This window comes from Streptomyces sp. NPDC001852 (genome assembly GCF_042891825.1).
GTDB lineage: Bacteria > Actinomycetota > Actinomycetes > Streptomycetales > Streptomycetaceae > Streptomyces.
On the sequence record NZ_JBIATN010000009.1, the window covers coordinates 172,668 to 190,078 of the forward strand.

The following is a 17,411-nucleotide window of genomic DNA, read 5'->3' on the forward strand; positions in this document are numbered from 1 at the left end:
CAGCCCTTCTCCCCACGGGAGTGACGGACGTTCGGCTGCCGACGGGACCGGAGGCGGGCCTTGCTCTGCCGACGGGACGGGCCAGGGACCCTCCTCAGCCGGACGGGCCCTGCTCAGCCGAGCGGGACGATGTCCGGCGCGCCCAGCCTCGCCGCGTCCGCCGTCTGGTCGTCCGGCTGGAGCTGGGACTCACGCTCGGCCTCCACCCGCTTCTCGTAGTGCTCGACCTCGCGCTCGATCTGGTCCTTGTCCCAGCCGAGGACCGGTGCCATCAGCTCGGCCGTCTCACGGGCGCTGCGGGTGCCGCGGTCGAAGGTCTCGATGGAGATGCGGGTGCGGCGGGTGAGCACGTCGTCCAGGTGCCGGGCGCCCTCGTGCGAGGCGGCGTACACCACCTCGGCGCGCAGATAGTCGTCGGCGCCCTGCAGGGGCCGGCCGAGACCGGGGTCGGCGGTGATGAGGTCCAGGACCTCCTCGGCCAAGGAGCCGTAGCGGTTCAGGAGGTGCTCGACCCGGGCCACGTGCAGTCCGGCGCGGGCCGCGATCCGGGCGCGCGCGTTCCACAGCGCCTGGTACCCCTCCGCGCCCAGCAGCGGGGTCTCCTCCGTCACGCAGTCGGCCACCCGCATGTCCAGGCCGTGCACCGCGGCGTCGACGGCGTCCTTCGCCATCACGCGGTAGGTGGTGTACTTGCCGCCCGCCACGACCACGAGTCCCGGCACCGGGTGGGCGACCGTGTGCTCGCGGGACAGCTTGCTGGTGGCGTCGGACTCGCCGGCCAGCAGCGGGCGCAGACCGGCGTACACGCCCTGTACGTCGTCGCGGCCGAGCGGCACCGCGAGCACCGAGTTGACGTGCTCCAGCAGGTAGTCGATGTCGGCGCTGGACGCGGCCGGATGGGCCTTGTCCAGGCTCCAGTCGGTGTCGGTGGTGCCGACGATCCAGTGCCGGCCCCAGGGGATGACGAACAGGACGGACTTCTCGGTGCGCAGGATCAGGCCGGTGCTGGAGTGGATGCGGTCCTTGGGCACGACCAGGTGGATGCCCTTGGAGGCGCGCACGTGGAACTGGCCCCGCTCCCCCACCATGGCCTGCGTGTCGTCGGTCCACACCCCGGTCGCGTTGACGATCTGCTGGGCGCGGATCTCGTACTCCCCGCCGCCCTCCACGTCCTGCACCCGGGCCCCGACCACCCGCTCGCCCTCGCGCAGGAACCCGGTCACGCGCGCGCGGTTGGCCGCCTTCGCGCCGTACGACGCCGCGGTGCGCACCAGCGTGGCCACGAAGCGGGCGTCGTCCATCTGGGCGTCGTAGTACTGCAGGGCGCCGACCAGGGCCTCCTTCTTCAGGCAGGGGGCGACGCGCAGGGCGTGACGGTGGCTCAGGTGACGGTGTACGGGCAGGCCCCGGCCGTGTCCGCGGGCCATGGACATCGCGTCGTAGAGCGCGACCCCCGAGCCCGCGTAGAGCCGCTCCCAGCCCTTGTGCTGCAGCGGGTACAGGAACGGCACCGGCTTGACCAGGTGCGGGGCGAGCCGCTCCAGGAGCAGTCCGCGCTCCTTCAGGGCCTCGCGCACGAGCGCGAAGTCGAGCATCTCCAGATAGCGCAGACCGCCGTGGATCAGCTTGCTGGAGCGGCTGGAGGTGCCGGACGCCCAGTCGCGGGCCTCGACGAGACCGGTGGACAGGCCGCGCGTGACGGCGTCCAGCGCGGTGCCGGCACCGACGACTCCGCCGCCGATCACCAGCACGTCGAGCTCCCGCTCCGCCATCGCCGCCAGTGCCTCGGCGCGCTGCGCCGGCCCCAGAGTCGCTGTCCTCACGCTGCCTCCCGCTGTCGCAGACCCGCTCGCGTCGGCCGCACCCGGTGGGCGAAGCCCGGTTCATCCCCTGCTCATGCCCAAATTCTGACCGGCTTGCCCGACTTCGGCCACCACGGGTTCCCAACCTGTGGACAACTCACGCACAACCCTCGGAAGACACACGAACACAATCACAGATAACTGTCATATCTGTACCTAGTCTGACATTGCACGCGCTCATCCTGTCTCAGCGGTTGCGTGCCTGTCCCGCTTCGGCTATGGGGAAGGACGCCCAGCCATGCCCGCAGACCTCGCCGTCATCGGACTCGGCCCCTACGGCTTGCCGCTCGCCCAGGCCGCCGTCGCCGCAGGCATCCCCACCGTGGGTTACGCCACCGGCCCCGAGGTGGGCTCGCTCAGCGCCGCCGAGCTGCGCCGGATGCACGCCGCGGGCTTCCGGCCCGGCACCGACCCGGCCCAGCTCGGCCGGGTGCGCACCGCGGTGATCTGCGCGCCGACCCCACGCGGCGCCGACGGCGGACTCGACCTCGGCCAGGTGGAGGCGGCCGCCCGCGCCCTCGCCCAGCAGCTGCGCCCGCACACCACCGTCATCCTGGAGTCGCCGGTGCTGCCCGGCACGACCGAGGAGTTCCTGCGCCCCCTGCTGGAGGAGGGATCGGGGCTGTGCGCCGGCCGGGACTTCCATCTCGCCTACTCGCCCAGCCGGGTCGACCCCGGCAACCGCGACCACGTCCCCGCCAACACCCCCAAGGTCATCGGCGGCCTCACCCCGGCGTGCACCGAGTCGGCGGCCGCCTTCTACGGCCGGGTCACCGACAAGGTGGTACGCGCGCGTGGGCTGCGCGAGGCGGAGACGGTGCAGCTGCTGGAGACCAACTTCCGGCACGTCAACATCGCGCTGGTCAACGAGATGGCCGTGCTCTGCCACGAGCTGGGCGTCGACCTGTGGGACGTGATCCGCTGCGCCGAGACCAAGCCCTTCGGCTTCCAGACGTTCCGCCCCGGACCCGGCGTCGGCGGGCACGGCGTCCCGCACGACCTGACCGGCCACGCCACCCGCACCCTGCGGATGGTGGAGCTGGCCCAGCAGGTCAACAGCAGGATGCCCCGGTACGTCGTCCAGCGCGCCGCCACGCTCCTCAACGAGCACGGCAAGTCCGCCCGCGGCGCTCGTGTGCTGCTGCTCGGCGTCACCTACAAGCCCGACCTCGCCGACCTGCAGGGCACACCGGCCCAGGAGATCGCGATCCGGCTGATGGAGCTGGGCGCGTCCATCAGCTACCACGACCCGCTCGTGGCCTCCTGGAACGTCCTCGACCGCCCGGTCCCGCGCGCCGACTCGCTCTACGAGACCGCCGCCGACGCCGACCTGACGATCCTGCTCCAGCAGCACCGCACGTACGACCTGCAGGGGCTGTCGGTGAAGGCCCAGCTGCTGCTGGACACGCGCGGGGCCACGCCCACGGGGGCGGCGCACCGGCTCTGAGCCCGGTCACGAACGGAAAACAGCCGGGGGCGTTGTCGTCCCCGGCTGTTAGTCTCCCCCGGACTCGCCGCACAGGTGAGCGAGCCTCTTCTGTTTCTGATCTTCAGTTGTGCTCCACTCGGGGGGATCTCTGTCATGAGCCAGTCAGTACCACCGCCGCAGCCGCCGCAGTCCGGTCCGGTCGACGGCAACCCGTACGCGCAGCAGGCACCGGCCGGTGCGCCGTACCCGCCGCAGCCGGGCGCCTTCGCCCCGCCGGTGCCGCCCGCGCCGGGCCGGAACAACGTCGCCCTCGGTGTGCTCGCCGCGGTCGTCGCCGCCGTGGCCGCCGCGGCGCTCTACGGCGTCGTCATCGGCGCCACCAAGCACGAGATCGGCTATGCGGCCGTCGGTGTCGGCTTCGTCATCGGTCTGGCGGCCGGCAAGGCGGGCGGCCGCAACCCCGCCCTGCCCGTCGTGAGCGGGCTCCTCGCGCTCGGCGCGGTCTACCTCGGCCAGCTGGTGGGCGAGGCCATGATCATCACCAAGCAGCTTCCGGTGAGCTTCAACGAGCTGTTCTTCCAGCACATCGACGTGGTCCAGGAAGTGTGGAAGAAGGACGTCGACCCGCTGACCTTCGTCTTCTTCGCCATCGCCGCGTTCGCCGCGTTCTCGGGCGCCAAGAAGGCCGCCGCGTAGGGCACGCACGCACGAGGGCCCGGCCACCGCACGGATGGCCGGGCCCTTCGCGTCGTCCGCGTCAGCGGCGGTGCTGGCTGTCCGCCACGGTCACCTCGACCCGCTGGAACTCCTTCAGCTCGCTGTAGCCGGTCGTGGCCATCGCGCGGCGCAGGGCGCCGAAGAAGTTCATCGAACCGTCGGGCGTGTGGGACGGACCGGTGAGGATCTCCTCGATGGTGCCGACCGTGCCGAGGCCGACCTTCTTGCCGCGGGGCAGCTCCTCGTTGACCGCCTCCATGCCCCAGTGGTGGCCCTTGCCGGGCGCGTCCGTGGCGCGGGCCAGCGGGGAGCCCATCATCACCGCGTCGGCGCCGCAGGCGATCGCCTTGGGCAGGTCGCCGGACCAGCCGACGCCGCCGTCCGCGATCACGTGCACGTACCGGCCGCCGGACTCGTCCATGTAGTCACGGCGGGCCGCGGCCACGTCGGCGACGGCCGTGGCCATCGGGACCTGGATGCCCAGCACGTTGCGCGTGGTGTGCGCGGCGCCGCCGCCGAAGCCGACGAGGACGCCGGCCGCGCCGGACCGCATCAGGTGCAGGGCCGCGGTGTAGGTGGCACAGCCGCCGACGATCACCGGGACGTCCAGCTCGTAGATGAACTGCTTCAGGTTCAGCGGCTCGTGCGAGGACGAGACGTGCTCCGCGGAGACCGTCGTACCCCGGATGACGAAGATGTCCACGCCCGCGTCCACGACCGCCTTGGAGAACTGGGCGGTGCGCTGCGGGGAGAGCGCGGCCGCCGTGACCACGCCGGAGTCGCGCACCTCCTTGATGCGCGCGCCGATCAGCTCCTCCTTGATGGGGGCCGCGTAGATCTCCTGCAGCCGGCGCGTGGCCGTGTCCGCGTCCAGCTCGGCGATCTCGTCCAGCAGCGGCTGCGGGTCCTCGTAGCGCGTCCACAGGCCCTCGAGGTTCAGCACGCCCAGGCCGCCGAGCTCACCGATGCGGATCGCGGTGGCCGGGGAGACGACGGAGTCCATGGGGGCGGCCAGGAAGGGCAGCTCGAAGCGGTAGGCGTCGATCTGCCAGGCGATCGAGACCTCCTTCGGGTCCCGCGTACGGCGGCTGGGGACGACGGCGATGTCGTCGAAGGCGTACGCCCGGCGGCCGCGCTTGCCGCGCCCGATCTCGATCTCAGTCACGTCTCTAGGCCTTTCCCTATGCGTTGCAGCGCCTTCCAGTATCGCCGACGGGTACGACAGAAGCCCTCCGCAGGTACGGCAACGGCGGCCCCGGAGGTTCCGGAGCCGCCGTCGATGTCCGTCACGCGCGCGTGGGGACGCCGTTTCAGCCCTTGGTGCTGTAGTTCGGCGCCTCGACCGTCATCTGGATGTCGTGCGGGTGGCTCTCCTTCAGGCCCGCCGAGGTGATCCGTACGAACCGGCCCTTGGACTCCATCTCGTCGATGGTGGCGGCGCCGACGTAACCCATGGTCTGGCGCAGGCCGCCGACGAGCTGGTGCAGGACGTTGGCCAGCGGACCGCGGTAGGGCACCTGGCCCTCGACGCCTTCGGGCACGAGCTTCTCGTCGGCGGTCACGTCGGCCTGGAAGTAGCGGTCCTTCGAGTACGACCTGCCCTGGCCGCGGGACTGCATGGCGCCCAGCGAGCCCATGCCGCGGTACGACTTGAACTGCTTGCCGTTGATGAAGAGCAGCTCGCCCGGGGACTCCTCACAGCCGGCGAGGAGGCTGCCGAGCATCACCGTGTCGGCGCCGGCGGCCAGCGCCTTGCCGATGTCGCCGGAGTACTGCAGGCCGCCGTCGCCGATCAGCGGGATACCGGCGGGACGGGCCGCGAGGGAGGCCTCGTAGATGGCGGTGACCTGGGGGACACCGATGCCGGCGACCACACGGGTGGTGCAGATGGAACCCGGGCCCACGCCCACCTTGATGCCGTCCACACCGGCGTCGATCAGCGCCTGGGCACCGTCGCGGGTGGCGACGTTGCCGCCGACCACGTCGACGCCCACGCTCGACTTGATCTTGGACATCCAGCTGAGCGCGTTGCTGTTGTGGCCGTGCGAGGTGTCCACGACCAGGAAGTCCACGCCGGCCTCGGCGAGCGCCTGGGCGCGCTCCAGCGCCTCCGGGCTGGCGCCGACGGCGGCACCGACGAGGAGCCGGCCCTCGGCGTCCTTCGCGGCGTTGGGGTACTTCTCGGCCTTGACGAAGTCCTTGACCGTGATCAGGCCCTTGAGGGCGCCTTCGTCGTCCACCAGCGGCAGCTTCTCGATCTTGTGCTTGCGCAGCAGCTCCATGGCCTCGGGGCCGGAGATGCCGACCTTGCCGGTGACCAGCGGCATCGGGGTCATGACCTCGTGCACGCGGCGGCTGCGGTCGCTCTCGAAGGCCATGTCGCGGTTGGTCACGATGCCGAGCAGCTTGCCGGCCGGGTCGGTGACCGGAACACCGCTGATGCGGAACTTCGCGCACAGGGCGTCGGCCTCGGCGAGCGTGGCCTCCGGGTGCACCGTGATCGGGTCGGTGACCATGCCGGACTCCGACCGCTTCACCAGGTCGACCTGGTTGACCTGGTCCTCGACGGACAGGTTGCGGTGCAGCACGCCGACGCCGCCGAGCCGGGCCATCGCGATCGCCATACGGGACTCGGTCACCTTGTCCATCGCCGCCGACAGCAGCGGGATGTTCACCCGGACGTTGCGGGAGATGCGGGACGAGGTGTCGACCGCGTTGGGGAGCACCTCGGATGCGCCCGGCAGCAGCAGCACGTCGTCGTAGGTCAGCCCGAGTGTCGCGAATTTACCGGGCACTCCGTCGACGTTGGCAGTCATGACACCTTCCCCAAATGGCCTTGATCGGTGCGGATGTCCATGCTAACGGGAAGCATCGCTAGCAAATTCCACGGTACGGGGTGACTTCAGGCTTCGTATGTTCGTACGGAAGCGGAAGCGTGCCTGTTCACCGAAGGGAACTGCAGGGGCTTCGTACAAGGCTGTTACTGCTCGGCGAGCGCGCGGAGGCGGCTCAATGCCCGGTGCTGGGCGACCCGGACGGCGCCGGGTGACATTCCCAACATCTGCCCCGTCTCCTCCGCGGTCAAGCCCACGGCGATACGCAGCAGGAGCAGTTCGCGCTGGTTCTCGGGCAGGTTGGCCAGCAGCTTCTTGGCCCACTCCGCGTCACTGCTGAGCAGGGCGCGCTCCTCGGGGCCGAGGGAGTCGTCGGGCCGCTCCGGCATCTCGTCGGAGGGCACCGCCGTGGAACCCGGGTGGCGCATGGCGGCGCGCTGCAGGTCGGCGACCTTGTGGGAGGCGATGGCGAAGACGAACGCCTCGAAGGGGCGGCCGGTGTCGCGATAGCGGGGCAGCGCGAGCAGCACCGCGACGCAGACCTCCTGGGCGAGGTCCTCGACGAAGTGACGCGCGTCGCCGGGCAGCCGGGACAGCCGGGTGCGGCAGTAGCGCAGCGCCAGCGGGTGGACATGGGCGAGCAGATCGTGCGTGGCCTGCTCGTCACCGTCGACGGCGCGATGGACGAGCGCACCGATCGCCCCGTGGGCCGTGCCCGCCTCGTCGTCGCGCATCGGTCCATGGTGCCTTGCGGCCGTCCGGTCCGTCGCATTGTGCTCGTGGTTGTGCACCGAAGCGTTATGAGCAGGCGCGCCGGCACTCATCTCCTGCGCCCTCCCCTTCCGCTCGACCGACTCGTCCCCGAGAGACTCCACACCTCAAGGATGCGGCATCCGCGCCGAAACGAGCAGCGCGCGCCCCCCGGGCCGACGTGTGCACCGCCCGCCGCGGCGCCCCGTCGGGTCGTACGCCGGGGGCGCCGGCAGCCCGGCCCTGTACGTTCCGTGCCTCGGCGGGCGGCGCCGACCACGGGTGTTGCCGGAGTGGATCTCCGTTCGCGCGTGCGGCCGACCGCCCGCCTCGCGGCTCCCCGGGTGTGACCGGGTCCACCCCGCGCGGGCACGTCACGGCCGCGTCCGCGGGCAACCGGAACCTCTGTCAGGACACTTCACCGGCGCCCACCTCGGCGAGCGGACCGGGACGCGCCGGCGCGACACCGGAGCCGACGGGCGCGGTCGCCCAGGCCACGCAGGGGCGCACACCCGCACGTGGGCGGAGCCACAGGGCGCTTCCGCGCACGCGCGCGTGCCGCCAGGACACACGGGTACGGCGGTACGACCTCGGGACCGAGCCACGACCTCGAACTCCACGGCTACGACCCCGGGACCGACGGCGTCGCCGAAGCGCGGGCTCGTCCGGCCCGGGGGATGCGCATCCGCCTGCCCCGCAGGGCTGGGCACCGGCTACCGGACCAGTCCCCAGCGGAAGCCGAGCGCCACCGCGTGGGCCCGGTCCGAGGCACCGAGCTTCTTGAACAGGCGCCGCGCGTGCGTCTTGACGGTGTCCTCGGAGAGGAAGAGCTCGCGGCCGATCTCGGCGTTGGACCGGCCGTGGCTCATGCCCTCCAGGACCTGGATCTCACGCGCGGTGAGCGTGGGCGCGGCGCCCATCTCGGCCGAGCGGAGCCGGCGCGGGGCCAGCCGCCAGGTCGGGTCGGCGAGGGCCTGCGTCACCGTGGCGCGCAGCTCCGCGCGCGAGGCGTCCTTGTGCAGGTAGCCCCGGGCGCCGGCGGCGACCGCGAGGGCCACGCCGTCGAGGTCCTCGGCGACGGTGAGCATGATGATGCGCGCGCCGGGGTCGGCGGACAGCAGCCGGCGCACGGTTTCCACGCCGCCCAGGCCGGGCATGCGCACGTCCATCAGGATGAGGTCGGAGCGGTCGGCGCCCCAGCGGCGGAGGACTTCCTCGCCGTTGGCCGCCGTCGTCACACGCTCGACACCGGGCACGGTCGCGACCGCGCGGCGGAGCGCTTCTCGGGCAAGCGGGGAGTCGTCGCAGACGAGGACGGATGTCATGACCGCCCTCCGCAGCTGATGCGCGTCACCTTGAGCCTCCAGGCTGGTACGGAATCGTCACCTGTGCGGTCGACCGTCTCGGACGCCTGCCCGAGCGCTTGTGTTTTCAACCGCCTCCGCACTCTCAACGACGGTCACTCGAAAGAGTTACGGGGCTACGTGCCGTCTTCGGCACTCTACGTGAGGGTCCCGACACGGTGCAGACATGGACAGCAGACCCTCAACTTTTCATCACAACTATGCCCCGTTTGGCTCCTTTTCTTCCCGTTTCGTGGTGTCCGCGGCTAGATTCGCAATGAGTCATATTTTCATCTCCTTAGACCGGAGATGTACGGTCGATGGCACCGTATCCGCTCTGAACGGCTACAAGGGGTCACGTAATGGCAGATTTCTCCCGCCTTCCCGGACCGAACGCGGACCTGTGGGACTGGCAGCTGCTGGCTGCCTGCCGCGGCGTGGACAGCTCGCTCTTCTTCCACCCCGAGGGCGAGCGCGGGGCGGCTCGGAGCGCTCGCGAGAACTCGGCCAAGGAGGTCTGCATGAGGTGCCCTGTCCGCGCGGAGTGCGCGGCGCACGCGCTGGCGGTACGCGAGCCGTACGGCGTGTGGGGCGGCCTGACCGAGGACGAGCGTGAGGAGTTGATGGGGCGCGCGCGCAACCGCCTGGTGACGGCCTCGGCCGCCGGCGCGGACACCGCCCCGAATCACTGAAGGAACGTTTCTGCACCCACGGGCCACCGGGTCCAGCGGGTGCGCCCGCTTCCCCTCCACCAGGGCACGCCACACCAGCGCGCGTGCCCTTGACTCTGCCGTCGCCCGGCTAGCCGCGCCCCGCGGCCCGGGCCAGCTGCTCCAGCGTCGCCGCCACGGCCGGCACCTGGGCCAGGTCGGGCAGGGTGAGGGCGACGATCTCGCGCCGTACCGCCGGTTCCAGCCGTACCGTGCGGACACCTCTGGGCCGTACCGACTCCACCGCCAGCTGGGGCAGCACGGCGACGCCCAGGCCCGCGCCGACCAGGCCGACCACCGCGGGATAGTCGTCCGTGGCGAAGTCGATGCGCGGGGTGAAACCGGCCCCCTCGCACACCTCGACCAGCTGACCGCGACAGCGCGGGCAGCCCGCGATCCAGGGCTCCTGGGCCAGCTCGCCGATGGCGACGCTCTCCGCGCGCGCGAGCCGGTGCCGCTCGGGCACCAGCGCCACCAGACGGTCCGTCAGCAGGGGCCGCACGACCAGGTCGTCCCAGTCCTCGGCGACCGCCGCCCCCGCGTACCGGAAGGCCAGGGCCAGGTCGCAGTCGCCCTCGCGCAGCAGCTCGACCGACTTCGGGGGCTCGGCCTCCTCCAGGGAGACGCGGGTGCCGGGGTGGGCGGCGCGCAGGGCGGCCAGGGCGGTGGGGACCAGGGTGGAGCTGCCGCTGGGGAAGGAGACCAGCCGGACCCGGCCGGCCCTCAGGCCCGCGATGGCGGCGACCTCCTCCTCGGCCGCGGTGAGCCCCGCGAGGATGCCGGAGGCATGCCTGACCAGGGCCTCTCCGGCCTGGGTCAGTCGCATCTCGCGGCCGCTGCGGATCAGCAGCGGGGTGCCGACCGAGGTCTCCAGGGCCTTCATCTGCTGGCTGACGGCGGGCTGGGTGCAGCCCAGTTCACGCCCCGCCGCCGAGAAGGAGCCGGTGGCGGCGACGGCGCGCAGGACGCGGAGATGACGGGCCTCGATCACCCTTAGATCATAAGGGCAGCTTGGGGATGATGCGTAATATTCGCTCGACGCTTTGAGGTTCGGTCCCGTACCGTGCGTTCATGAAGCTTCTCTCGGTCAATCTGGGCCGCCCGCAGCCGGTGCCGTACACGGACCAGGCGGAGGGTGTGACGGGCATCGACAAGAAGCCGGCCGACGGGCCGGTGCGGGTGGCGGCGCCGGGCCCCAAGGGCGTCGGCGCGAGCGGACTGGCCGGCGACGCCGTGTGCGACCTGCGGCACCACGGCGGGGACGACCAGGCGGTGTACGCCTTCGCGCGCGAGGACCTGGACGACTGGGAGCGCGAACTCGGCCGATCGTTGGCCAACGGTTGCTTCGGGGAGAACCTGACGACGGCCGGGGTGGACGTCTCCGGGGCGCTGATCGGCGAGCGCTGGCGGATCGGTTCCGGCCTGGTCCTGGAGGTGACCTCGGGCCGGATCCCGTGCCGCACGTTCCAGGGCCATCTGGGCGAACGCGCCTGGGTCAAGAGGTTCACACAGAAGGGCGCAACGGGTGCCTACCTCCGGGTGATCGAACCGGGTGAGATACGGGCGGGCGACGCCATCGAGATCGTGCACCGGCCGGACCACGGGGTGACGGCGGCGACGCAGTTCCGCGCGGTCACCACCGAGCGGGAACTGCTGCCGGGGCTCCTCGCGGCGGGCGCGGCGCTGCACCCGGAGGCGCTGGAGAAGGCCCGCAAGTACGTGGCCGAACAAGCCGGCTGAGGGCCCGTCAGCCGCGACCGGGGCGAACCGGCCCACCGAGCGGGATGACGGGTCCGACCGGCAGGCCCGGGGCAGGGCGGGGGGCCTGCGCTGCTCAGGTCCGCCCCACGAGGGCCCATACACTCCTCCGTACGGCGTCGCCCGGGACCCGTGCCGGCCAACTCCCGTGTCCGAGGGGAGCGGACGCGCAAGCTCCGGGTCAATACCCTTGGGCCATGACAACGGCTCTGATTACGGGATCGACCGCGGGGATCGGTGCCGCGTTCGCGCGGCGGCTGGCGGCTGACGGGCACGACCTCGTCCTGGTGGCGCGGGACACCAGGAGGCTGCGCGAACAGGCGACCGAACTGCACGACCGGCACGGCATCGAGGCGGAGGTGCTGACGGCGGACCTGTCCGAGGACAAGGGCATCGAGACGGTGGCCGACCGCCTCGGCGACCGGAAGAACCCGGTCGACCTGCTGATCAACAACGCCGGCTTCGGCAACAAGGGCCGCTATCTCGAGGTGCCCATGGCCGACGAGCTCAAGATGCTCAAGGTGCACTGCGAGGCGGTGCTCCGGCTGACCTCGGCGGCGACCGGGGCGATGCGGGAGCGGGGCCGGGGCGGCGTCGTCAACGTCGCCTCCGTGGCCGCCTTCGTCCCCCGGGGCACCTACGGTGCGTCCAAGGCGTGGGTCGTGCAGTTCACGCAGGGCGCCGCCAAGGACCTCGCCGGCAGCGGTGTCCGCCTGATGGCCCTGTGCCCCGGCTTCGTGCGCACCGAGTTCCACCAGCGGGCCGGCATGGGTACGGACAACATCCCCGGCTGGATGTGGCTGGACGCCGACAAACTGGTCGCGGCGGCCCTGTCCGACCTGGCCCGCGGAAAGTCCCTGTCGATCCCGGACCCGCGCTACAAGGCGCTGATGGGCCTGGTGAAGGTCACCCCGCGCGGGCTGATGAGCGGGATCTCCTCCCGGACCGGGCGCAAGTACGGGCCCCAGTAGCGGACGGGTGGCGCTGCCGTCCCGGTGCGAAAATGAGCGTGACGGAAACCGGGCCAGGGGGGCCGGGAGGCGGCGTCATGACCTTCGTACAGCTCATCGAGTGCAGGACGAGCCGGCTGGACGAGATGAACCGGCTCATGGACGACTGGGTCGAGCAGACCAGGGGAAAGCGGACGGCGACGCACGCGCTGGTCGGCAAGGACCGCTCGGACGCGGCGCACATCGTCGAAGTGGTGGAGTTCCCGTCGTACGAGGAGGCGATGCGGAACTCGAACCTGCCGGAGACCGACAAGATCTTCCACGACATGGTCGCCCTGTGCGACGAGATGCCGACGTTCATCGATCTGGACGTCGTGCGGGACGAGCGGCCGGCCGAGGACACCGTGCGGCGGTTCTTCGCGGCGCTGGTGACCCCGGGCGAACTGCCACCGCTCAACGACCTGCTGGACGAGGACATCCACAGCCACGATCCGGTGAATCCCCAGGCCACCATCGGGCTGGACAACGCCCGCGCCGAGTTCCGGATGTGGCGCGGGGGCTTCGACTTCGCGTTCACGGTCGAGGACGTGCTCGACCAGGGCGACCGGGCCTGCGCACGGTGGACCTGGAACGCCACGCACAAGGGCGACTTCCTGGGCATCCCCGGCACCGGACGGCAGGTCACCATGACCGGGATGACGCTGTTCCGCCTCACGGACGCCGGCAAGATCGCCGAGATGTGGTGGGAGCACGACCAGCTGGGGCTGATGCAACAGCTGGGCGCGCTGGACGAGTTGGAGCAGTAGAGGCTCTTCTCGCCCGTCCGGACAGGGCGAAGGCCCGGCACCCCGAAGGGCGCCGGGCCTCAGCAGTACGGTGCCTCAGTGGGCGTGGCCGTGGCCGTGGCCCGCGGCGGCCGGCTCTTCCTCTTCCTTCTTCTCGACGACCAGGGTCTCGGTCGTGAGCAGCAGGGAGGCGATGGAGGCGGCGTTCTCCAGGGCGGAGCGGGTGACCTTCACCGGGTCGATGACGCCGGCCTTGACCAGGTCGCCGTACTCGCCGGTGGCGGCGTTGTAGCCCTGCCCCTTCTCCAGGTCCTTGACCTTGGAGACGATGACGTAGCCCTCCTGGCCGGCGTTCTCGCCGATCCAGCGCAGCGGCTCGACCACGGCGTTGCGGACGACCGCGACACCGGTGGCCTCGTCGCCGGCCTTGTCGAGGTTGCCCTCGAGGACCTTGGAGGCGTGGACCAGGGCGGAGCCACCACCGGAGACGATGCCCTCCTCGACCGCGGCGCGGGTCGCGGAGATGGCGTCCTCCAGACGGTGCTTCTTCTCCTTCAGCTCCACCTCGGTGGCGGCGCCGACCTTGATCACGCACACGCCGCCGGCCAGCTTGGCGAGGCGCTCCTGGAGCTTCTCGCGGTCCCAGTCGGAGTCGGTGTTCTCGATCTCGGCCTTGATCTGCGCGACGCGGCCGGTCAGGTCCTCCTGCTTGCCGGCACCCTCGACGATCGTGGTGTCGTCCTTGGTGACGGTGACGCGGCGGGCGGAGCCGAGCACGTCCAGGCCGACCTGGTCGAGCTTGAGGCCGACCTCCTCGGAGATGACGGTGGCGCCGGTGAGGATCGCCATGTCCTGCAGCATCGCCTTGCGGCGGTCGCCGAAGCCGGGGGCCTTCACCGCGACGGCGTTGAAGGTGCCGCGGATCTTGTTGACGACCAGGGTCGACAGGGCCTCGCCCTCGACGTCCTCGGCGATGATCAGCAGCGGCTTGGAGGCGCCGGCCTGGATGACCTTCTCCAGCAGCGGCAGCAGGTCCTGGATGGAGCTGATCTTGCCCTGGTTGATGAGGATGTACGGGTCGTCGAGGACGGCCTCCATGCGCTCCTGGTCCGTCACGAAGTACGGCGACAGGTAGCCCTTGTCGAAGGCCATGCCCTCGGTGAAGTCCAGCTCCAGACCGAAGGTGTTGGACTCCTCGACGGTGATGACACCGTCCTTGCCGACCTTGTCCATCGCCTCGGCGATGAGCTCGCCGACCTGCTGGTCCTGGGCGGACAGCGCGGCGACGGCGGCGATGTCGGACTTCTCGTCGATCGGGCGGGCCGAGGCGAGCAGCTCGTCGGAGACGGCCTTGACGGCGGCGTCGATGCCCTTCTTCAGGGCGGCCGGGGAGGCGCCGGCGGCGACGTTCTTCAGGCCCTCGCGCACGAGCGCCTGGGCGAGCACGGTGGCGGTGGTGGTGCCGTCACCCGCGATGTCGTTGGTCTTGGTCGCCACCTCCTTCACCAGCTGCGCACCGAGGTTCTCGTACGGGTCCTCGATCTCGACCTCGCGGGCGATCGTGACACCGTCGTTGGTGATGGTGGGGGCGCCGAACTTCTTGTCGATGACGACGTTGCGGCCCTTGGGGCCGATCGTCACCTTCACCGTGTCGGCCAGCTTGTTGACGCCGCGCTCGAGGGCGCGACGGGCGTCCTCGTCGAACTTCAGGATCTTCGCCATGACAGCGGGAGCCCTCTCGGAAATCTATTGGGTGGTAAGACAACTGCGCCCCGGACGCCCGGCTTCTTATCGGTCGCGGGGGCCAGGGGCGCAGCTGAAGGAACTTCGAGGTGGGTCTACTTCTCGATGATCGCGAGGACGTCGCGAGCCGAGAGGACGAGGTACTCCTCGCCGTTGTACTTCACCTCGGTGCCGCCGTACTTGCTGTAGAGGACGACGTCGCCGACCTTGACGTCGAGCGGAAGGCGCTCGCCGTTCTCGAAGCGACCCGGGCCCACGGCGAGGACGGCGCCCTCCTGGGGCTTCTCCTTCGCGGTGTCCGGGATGACCAGGCCAGAGGCCGTGGTCTGCTCGGCGTCCAGCGGCTGGACCACGATGCGGTCCTCGAGCGGCTTGATGGCAACCTTGGAGCTGGCGGTCGTCACGATCCGACCTCCCCCTTCGGAGATCTCACGGGGTTAACTGTCTGAGGTGGCGACCAGGTCGATCCGTCGTCGCGGGTGCCGGACCTGCCCGTCGCTTTGTTGGCACTCTCCAGGGGGGAGTGCCAGAGCCGAGACTATGACCGCGATTAGCACTCGGTCAAGCGGAGTGCCAATGCCGTGCGGCGCGTCGGCAGAATCCCGTCCGCGCCGGGTGCCTGGTGGGCCGGTGCTGCCCCGCCGTCCCAGGGGGCTGCCGCCCCCCGGACCCCCGCTCCGGCCTGGACGGCCTCGTCCTCACACGCCGGACGGGCTGATCAAGCCGACCGGCGCTGGATGAACGCTCTACAGGTAGTCCTCCAGCCGCCCTGCCGTCAGCCCTCGCTGCTGCACCCTCCGCAGGACCCTGGCCGTGCGTTCCCTGAGGTTCGGGCCCGTCGTCTCGTCCGGGCCGACCAGGATGATGTCGCCGGGGCGCAGGTGGTGTTCGCCGTGCGCGTAGACGAGGTCGGTCGGGGTCATCGCGGCGCGCCAGAGGACGACCGTGGAGATGCCGCAGTCGGCGGCCGCGCGCAGGGTGGTGGTGTCGTACGAGCCGTACGGCGGGCGGAAGAGGCGGGGGCGCAGGCCGAGGCGGGACCCGAGCCGGTCCTGCTGGCCGCAGATCTCGGCGCGCTGCCCGGCGTACGGCAGTCCGGCGAGCACGCGGTGGTCGAGGGTGTGGTTCTGGATGCCGGCGCCCAGCCGGTGCAGGCGGGCGAAGTGGCCGTAGGCGGGGCCGGCGACGCTGTCGGTGAGGAACATGCTGACCGGCAGCCGGAGTTCGCGGACCATGTCGACGAAGCGGGGGTCGTGTTCGGCGCCGTCGTCGTAGGTGAGGAAGACGACCGGGTCGCGGGTGGGGACGTGGTCCAGGACGCGGGGCAGGGTGCGGCCGCCGGCGCCCGGGGTCAGGGCCAGGGCACGGGCGGCGGGCTGCGGCGGGCGGGCGAGGGGCTCGGTCAGGCCCCAGCGGCGGTAGGTCTGGTCGGGGGCGGGTCCGTGCGGGTGCACTCCCTCGGCGGCCTTCTTGCCGAGGCGTTCGATGGGGTCGACGGACTGGGCGCAGCCGGCGAGGAGGAGGGCCGAGGCCAGGAGCGCGGCGAGGCACCGGCCCGGGTGACGTCGTCCGGAGCCCGCTCCCCGGTACCCCCGCCCCGGCCTCACAGGTAGTCCTCCAGGCGGGCCACGGCGTAGCCCTCGCGCGTGACCTTGTCCAGGAAGCGGCGCATGTCGTCGACCATCGTGCCGTTCCAGTCGGAGCGGCCGCGGAAGTGGGTGAGGACGATGTCGCCGCGGCGCATCTTCTGGTCGTCCTCGCGGTACTCCCAGTGGTCGACGTAGACCTCCTCGTTCCAGATCGGCGCGTATCTGATGCCGCAGGCCTTGGCGGCGCGCAGGGTGTCCTGGTTGTAGTTGCCGTACGGCGGCCGGAAGACCGTCGGGCGCCTGCCGAACTGCTTCTTCATGACGTCCTGCATCCCGCAGATCTCGTCCTTCTGCTCCTCGTAGGACAGACCCGGCAGGTAGGGGTGGTGCAGGGTGTGGTTGTTGAGGGTGTGGCCGTAGGACTGCATCTTCCGGAAGTAGCCGTAGTCGTCCTTGACCAGGTAGTTGCTGAGGAAGGCGGTGTACGGGACCTTCAGGTCCTGCATCATCCGGAGGAACTTCGGGTCCTTCTCCGAGCCGTCGTCGATGGTGAGGAAGACGATCTTCTGCTTGGTGGGGATCGTGGTGAAGACGGGCGGCAGGTCCCAGTCCTCCTGGTGGGTCACCTCGAAGCCGGCCCGGGCGGTGATCTCCGGTTTCTCCCGGGGCGGCGGGGGCGGCGTCAGCGGGACCCCGGCCAGGCCCCAGCGTCTGGCCGCGGCGACGAGGCGGGCGTGTTCGGCGGCCTGGCGGTCCTGGGGACTCAGGACGCGCACCGGGCCGCCGTGACCGGGCGCGGCGGGGCGGGCCGCGTCGGACGAGCCGGCACAACTGGACAAAAGGGCGGAACAGGCCAGCGCGGCGACTCCACAGTCGAGGACCCGACGCCCACGACCAGCCCGGTTTTTATCATTTTGTACGACTGCTCGCATGGTGTCGGA

At 71.1% G+C, this 17,411-nt stretch carries 16 protein-coding genes; 6 read left to right on the top strand and 10 right to left on the bottom strand.

The genetic code is table 11. The features are described 5' to 3' along the window. Positions 1–113 precede the first annotated feature (113 nt). Positions 114–1,823, bottom strand: coding sequence for a glycerol-3-phosphate dehydrogenase/oxidase (locus ACFYZB_RS17780; RefSeq protein WP_388759306.1), 1,710 nt, complete (start codon positions 1,821–1,823; stop codon positions 114–116). A 277-nt stretch (positions 1,824–2,100) separates the two neighbouring features. Here ACFYZB_RS17780 and ACFYZB_RS17785 point away from each other — a divergent pair, with 277 nt between their 5' ends. Next, positions 2,101–3,309, top strand: a complete 1,209-nt coding sequence (locus ACFYZB_RS17785) for a nucleotide sugar dehydrogenase (RefSeq protein ID WP_388759308.1) — start codon at positions 2,101–2,103, stop codon at positions 3,307–3,309. 135 nt (positions 3,310–3,444) lie between these two features. Continuing rightward, positions 3,445–3,987 (top strand): hypothetical protein, encoded by a 543-nt coding sequence (locus tag ACFYZB_RS17790; RefSeq protein ID WP_388759313.1) that lies wholly within the window; start codon positions 3,445–3,447, stop codon positions 3,985–3,987. A gap of 61 nt (positions 3,988–4,048) precedes the next feature. Here the strand turns inward: ACFYZB_RS17790 and ACFYZB_RS17795 are convergent, their stop codons facing one another. From ACFYZB_RS17795 to ACFYZB_RS17810, 4 genes are all read right to left on the bottom strand, one after another. Beyond that, positions 4,049–5,173, bottom strand: a complete 1,125-nt coding sequence (locus tag ACFYZB_RS17795) for a GuaB3 family IMP dehydrogenase-related protein (protein ID WP_388759315.1) — start codon at positions 5,171–5,173, stop codon at positions 4,049–4,051. A 145-nt stretch (positions 5,174–5,318) separates the two neighbouring features. After that, complete coding sequence (gene guaB / locus ACFYZB_RS17800; RefSeq protein WP_388759317.1) at positions 5,319–6,824, bottom strand: IMP dehydrogenase; 1,506 nt, start codon at positions 6,822–6,824, stop codon at positions 5,319–5,321. A 164-nt stretch (positions 6,825–6,988) separates the two neighbouring features. Continuing rightward, entirely contained in the window at positions 6,989–7,576 is a 588-nt protein-coding gene (locus ACFYZB_RS17805; RefSeq protein ID WP_030641278.1) for a sigma-70 family RNA polymerase sigma factor, read from the bottom strand. A 729-nt stretch (positions 7,577–8,305) separates the two neighbouring features. Beyond that, positions 8,306–8,917 carry a response regulator transcription factor gene (locus ACFYZB_RS17810; protein WP_003948568.1) on the bottom strand — a complete coding sequence of 204 codons (612 nt, stop codon included), beginning with the start codon at positions 8,915–8,917 and terminating at the stop codon, positions 8,306–8,308. Positions 8,918–9,297: 380 nt separating this feature from the next. Here ACFYZB_RS17810 and ACFYZB_RS17815 point away from each other — a divergent pair, with 380 nt between their 5' ends. Next, entirely contained in the window at positions 9,298–9,627 is a 330-nt protein-coding gene (locus ACFYZB_RS17815; RefSeq protein ID WP_351210476.1) for a WhiB family transcriptional regulator, read from the top strand. Positions 9,628–9,736: 109 nt separating this feature from the next. Here ACFYZB_RS17815 and ACFYZB_RS17820 read toward each other — a convergent pair whose 3' ends face one another. Then, entirely contained in the window at positions 9,737–10,636 is a 900-nt protein-coding gene (locus tag ACFYZB_RS17820; RefSeq protein WP_388759320.1) for a LysR family transcriptional regulator, read from the bottom strand. An 80-nt stretch (positions 10,637–10,716) separates the two neighbouring features. Between ACFYZB_RS17820 and ACFYZB_RS17825 the strand changes: the two genes are divergently transcribed. The 3 genes from ACFYZB_RS17825 to ACFYZB_RS17835 all read left to right on the top strand — a co-directional run bounded on the left by ACFYZB_RS17825 (position 10,717) and on the right by ACFYZB_RS17835 (position 13,159). Beyond that, positions 10,717–11,385 carry an MOSC domain-containing protein gene (locus ACFYZB_RS17825; protein WP_388759322.1) on the top strand — a complete coding sequence of 223 codons (669 nt, stop codon included), beginning with the start codon at positions 10,717–10,719 and terminating at the stop codon, positions 11,383–11,385. A 215-nt stretch (positions 11,386–11,600) separates the two neighbouring features. Continuing rightward, positions 11,601–12,374 carry an SDR family NAD(P)-dependent oxidoreductase gene (locus ACFYZB_RS17830; protein ID WP_388759324.1) on the top strand — a complete coding sequence of 258 codons (774 nt, stop codon included), beginning with the start codon at positions 11,601–11,603 and terminating at the stop codon, positions 12,372–12,374. A 77-nt stretch (positions 12,375–12,451) separates the two neighbouring features. Further along, positions 12,452–13,159, top strand: coding sequence for an ester cyclase (locus ACFYZB_RS17835; protein ID WP_388759326.1), 708 nt, complete (start codon positions 12,452–12,454; stop codon positions 13,157–13,159). Between the two features lie 75 nt (positions 13,160–13,234). Here ACFYZB_RS17835 and groL read toward each other — a convergent pair whose 3' ends face one another. The 4 genes from groL to ACFYZB_RS17855 form a co-directional block, all read right to left on the bottom strand. Continuing rightward, positions 13,235–14,860 (bottom strand): chaperonin GroEL, encoded by a 1,626-nt coding sequence (gene groL / locus ACFYZB_RS17840; protein WP_351210465.1) that lies wholly within the window; start codon positions 14,858–14,860, stop codon positions 13,235–13,237. A 116-nt stretch (positions 14,861–14,976) separates the two neighbouring features. Further along, on the bottom strand, positions 14,977–15,285 hold the full coding sequence (groES, locus tag ACFYZB_RS17845; RefSeq protein WP_039652762.1) for a co-chaperone GroES: 309 nt from the start codon (positions 15,283–15,285) through the stop codon (positions 14,977–14,979). A 342-nt stretch (positions 15,286–15,627) separates the two neighbouring features. Then, complete coding sequence (locus ACFYZB_RS17850) at positions 15,628–16,416, bottom strand: polysaccharide deacetylase family protein (protein WP_388759500.1); 789 nt, start codon at positions 16,414–16,416, stop codon at positions 15,628–15,630. A 68-nt stretch (positions 16,417–16,484) separates the two neighbouring features. Beyond that, positions 16,485–17,402 (bottom strand): polysaccharide deacetylase family protein, encoded by a 918-nt coding sequence (locus ACFYZB_RS17855; RefSeq protein WP_388759329.1) that lies wholly within the window; start codon positions 17,400–17,402, stop codon positions 16,485–16,487. Positions 17,403–17,411 lie beyond the last annotated feature (9 nt).

What these genes read in the sequence shown, in the direction of transcription:
- ACFYZB_RS17785 (WP_388759308.1), top strand. Translation starts at nt 2,101, where the DNA reads ATGCCCGCAGACCTCGCCGTCATCGGACTCGGCCCCTACGGCTTGCCG.
- ACFYZB_RS17790 (WP_388759313.1), top strand. Translation starts at nt 3,445, where the DNA reads ATGAGCCAGTCAGTACCACCGCCGCAGCCGCCGCAGTCCGGTCCGGTC.
- guaB (WP_388759317.1), bottom strand. Translation starts at nt 6,824, where the DNA reads ATGACTGCCAACGTCGACGGAGTGCCCGGTAAATTCGCGACACTCGGG.
- ACFYZB_RS17805 (WP_030641278.1), bottom strand. Translation starts at nt 7,576, where the DNA reads ATGCGCGACGACGAGGCGGGCACGGCCCACGGGGCGATCGGTGCGCTC.
- ACFYZB_RS17810 (WP_003948568.1), bottom strand. Translation starts at nt 8,917, where the DNA reads ATGACATCCGTCCTCGTCTGCGACGACTCCCCGCTTGCCCGAGAAGCG.
- ACFYZB_RS17815 (WP_351210476.1), top strand. Translation starts at nt 9,298, where the DNA reads ATGGCAGATTTCTCCCGCCTTCCCGGACCGAACGCGGACCTGTGGGAC.
- ACFYZB_RS17825 (WP_388759322.1), top strand. Translation starts at nt 10,717, where the DNA reads ATGAAGCTTCTCTCGGTCAATCTGGGCCGCCCGCAGCCGGTGCCGTAC.
- ACFYZB_RS17830 (WP_388759324.1), top strand. Translation starts at nt 11,601, where the DNA reads ATGACAACGGCTCTGATTACGGGATCGACCGCGGGGATCGGTGCCGCG.
- ACFYZB_RS17835 (WP_388759326.1), top strand. Translation starts at nt 12,452, where the DNA reads ATGACCTTCGTACAGCTCATCGAGTGCAGGACGAGCCGGCTGGACGAG.
- groL (WP_351210465.1), bottom strand. Translation starts at nt 14,860, where the DNA reads ATGGCGAAGATCCTGAAGTTCGACGAGGACGCCCGTCGCGCCCTCGAG.
- ACFYZB_RS17855 (WP_388759329.1), bottom strand. Translation starts at nt 17,402, where the DNA reads ATGCGAGCAGTCGTACAAAATGATAAAAACCGGGCTGGTCGTGGGCGT.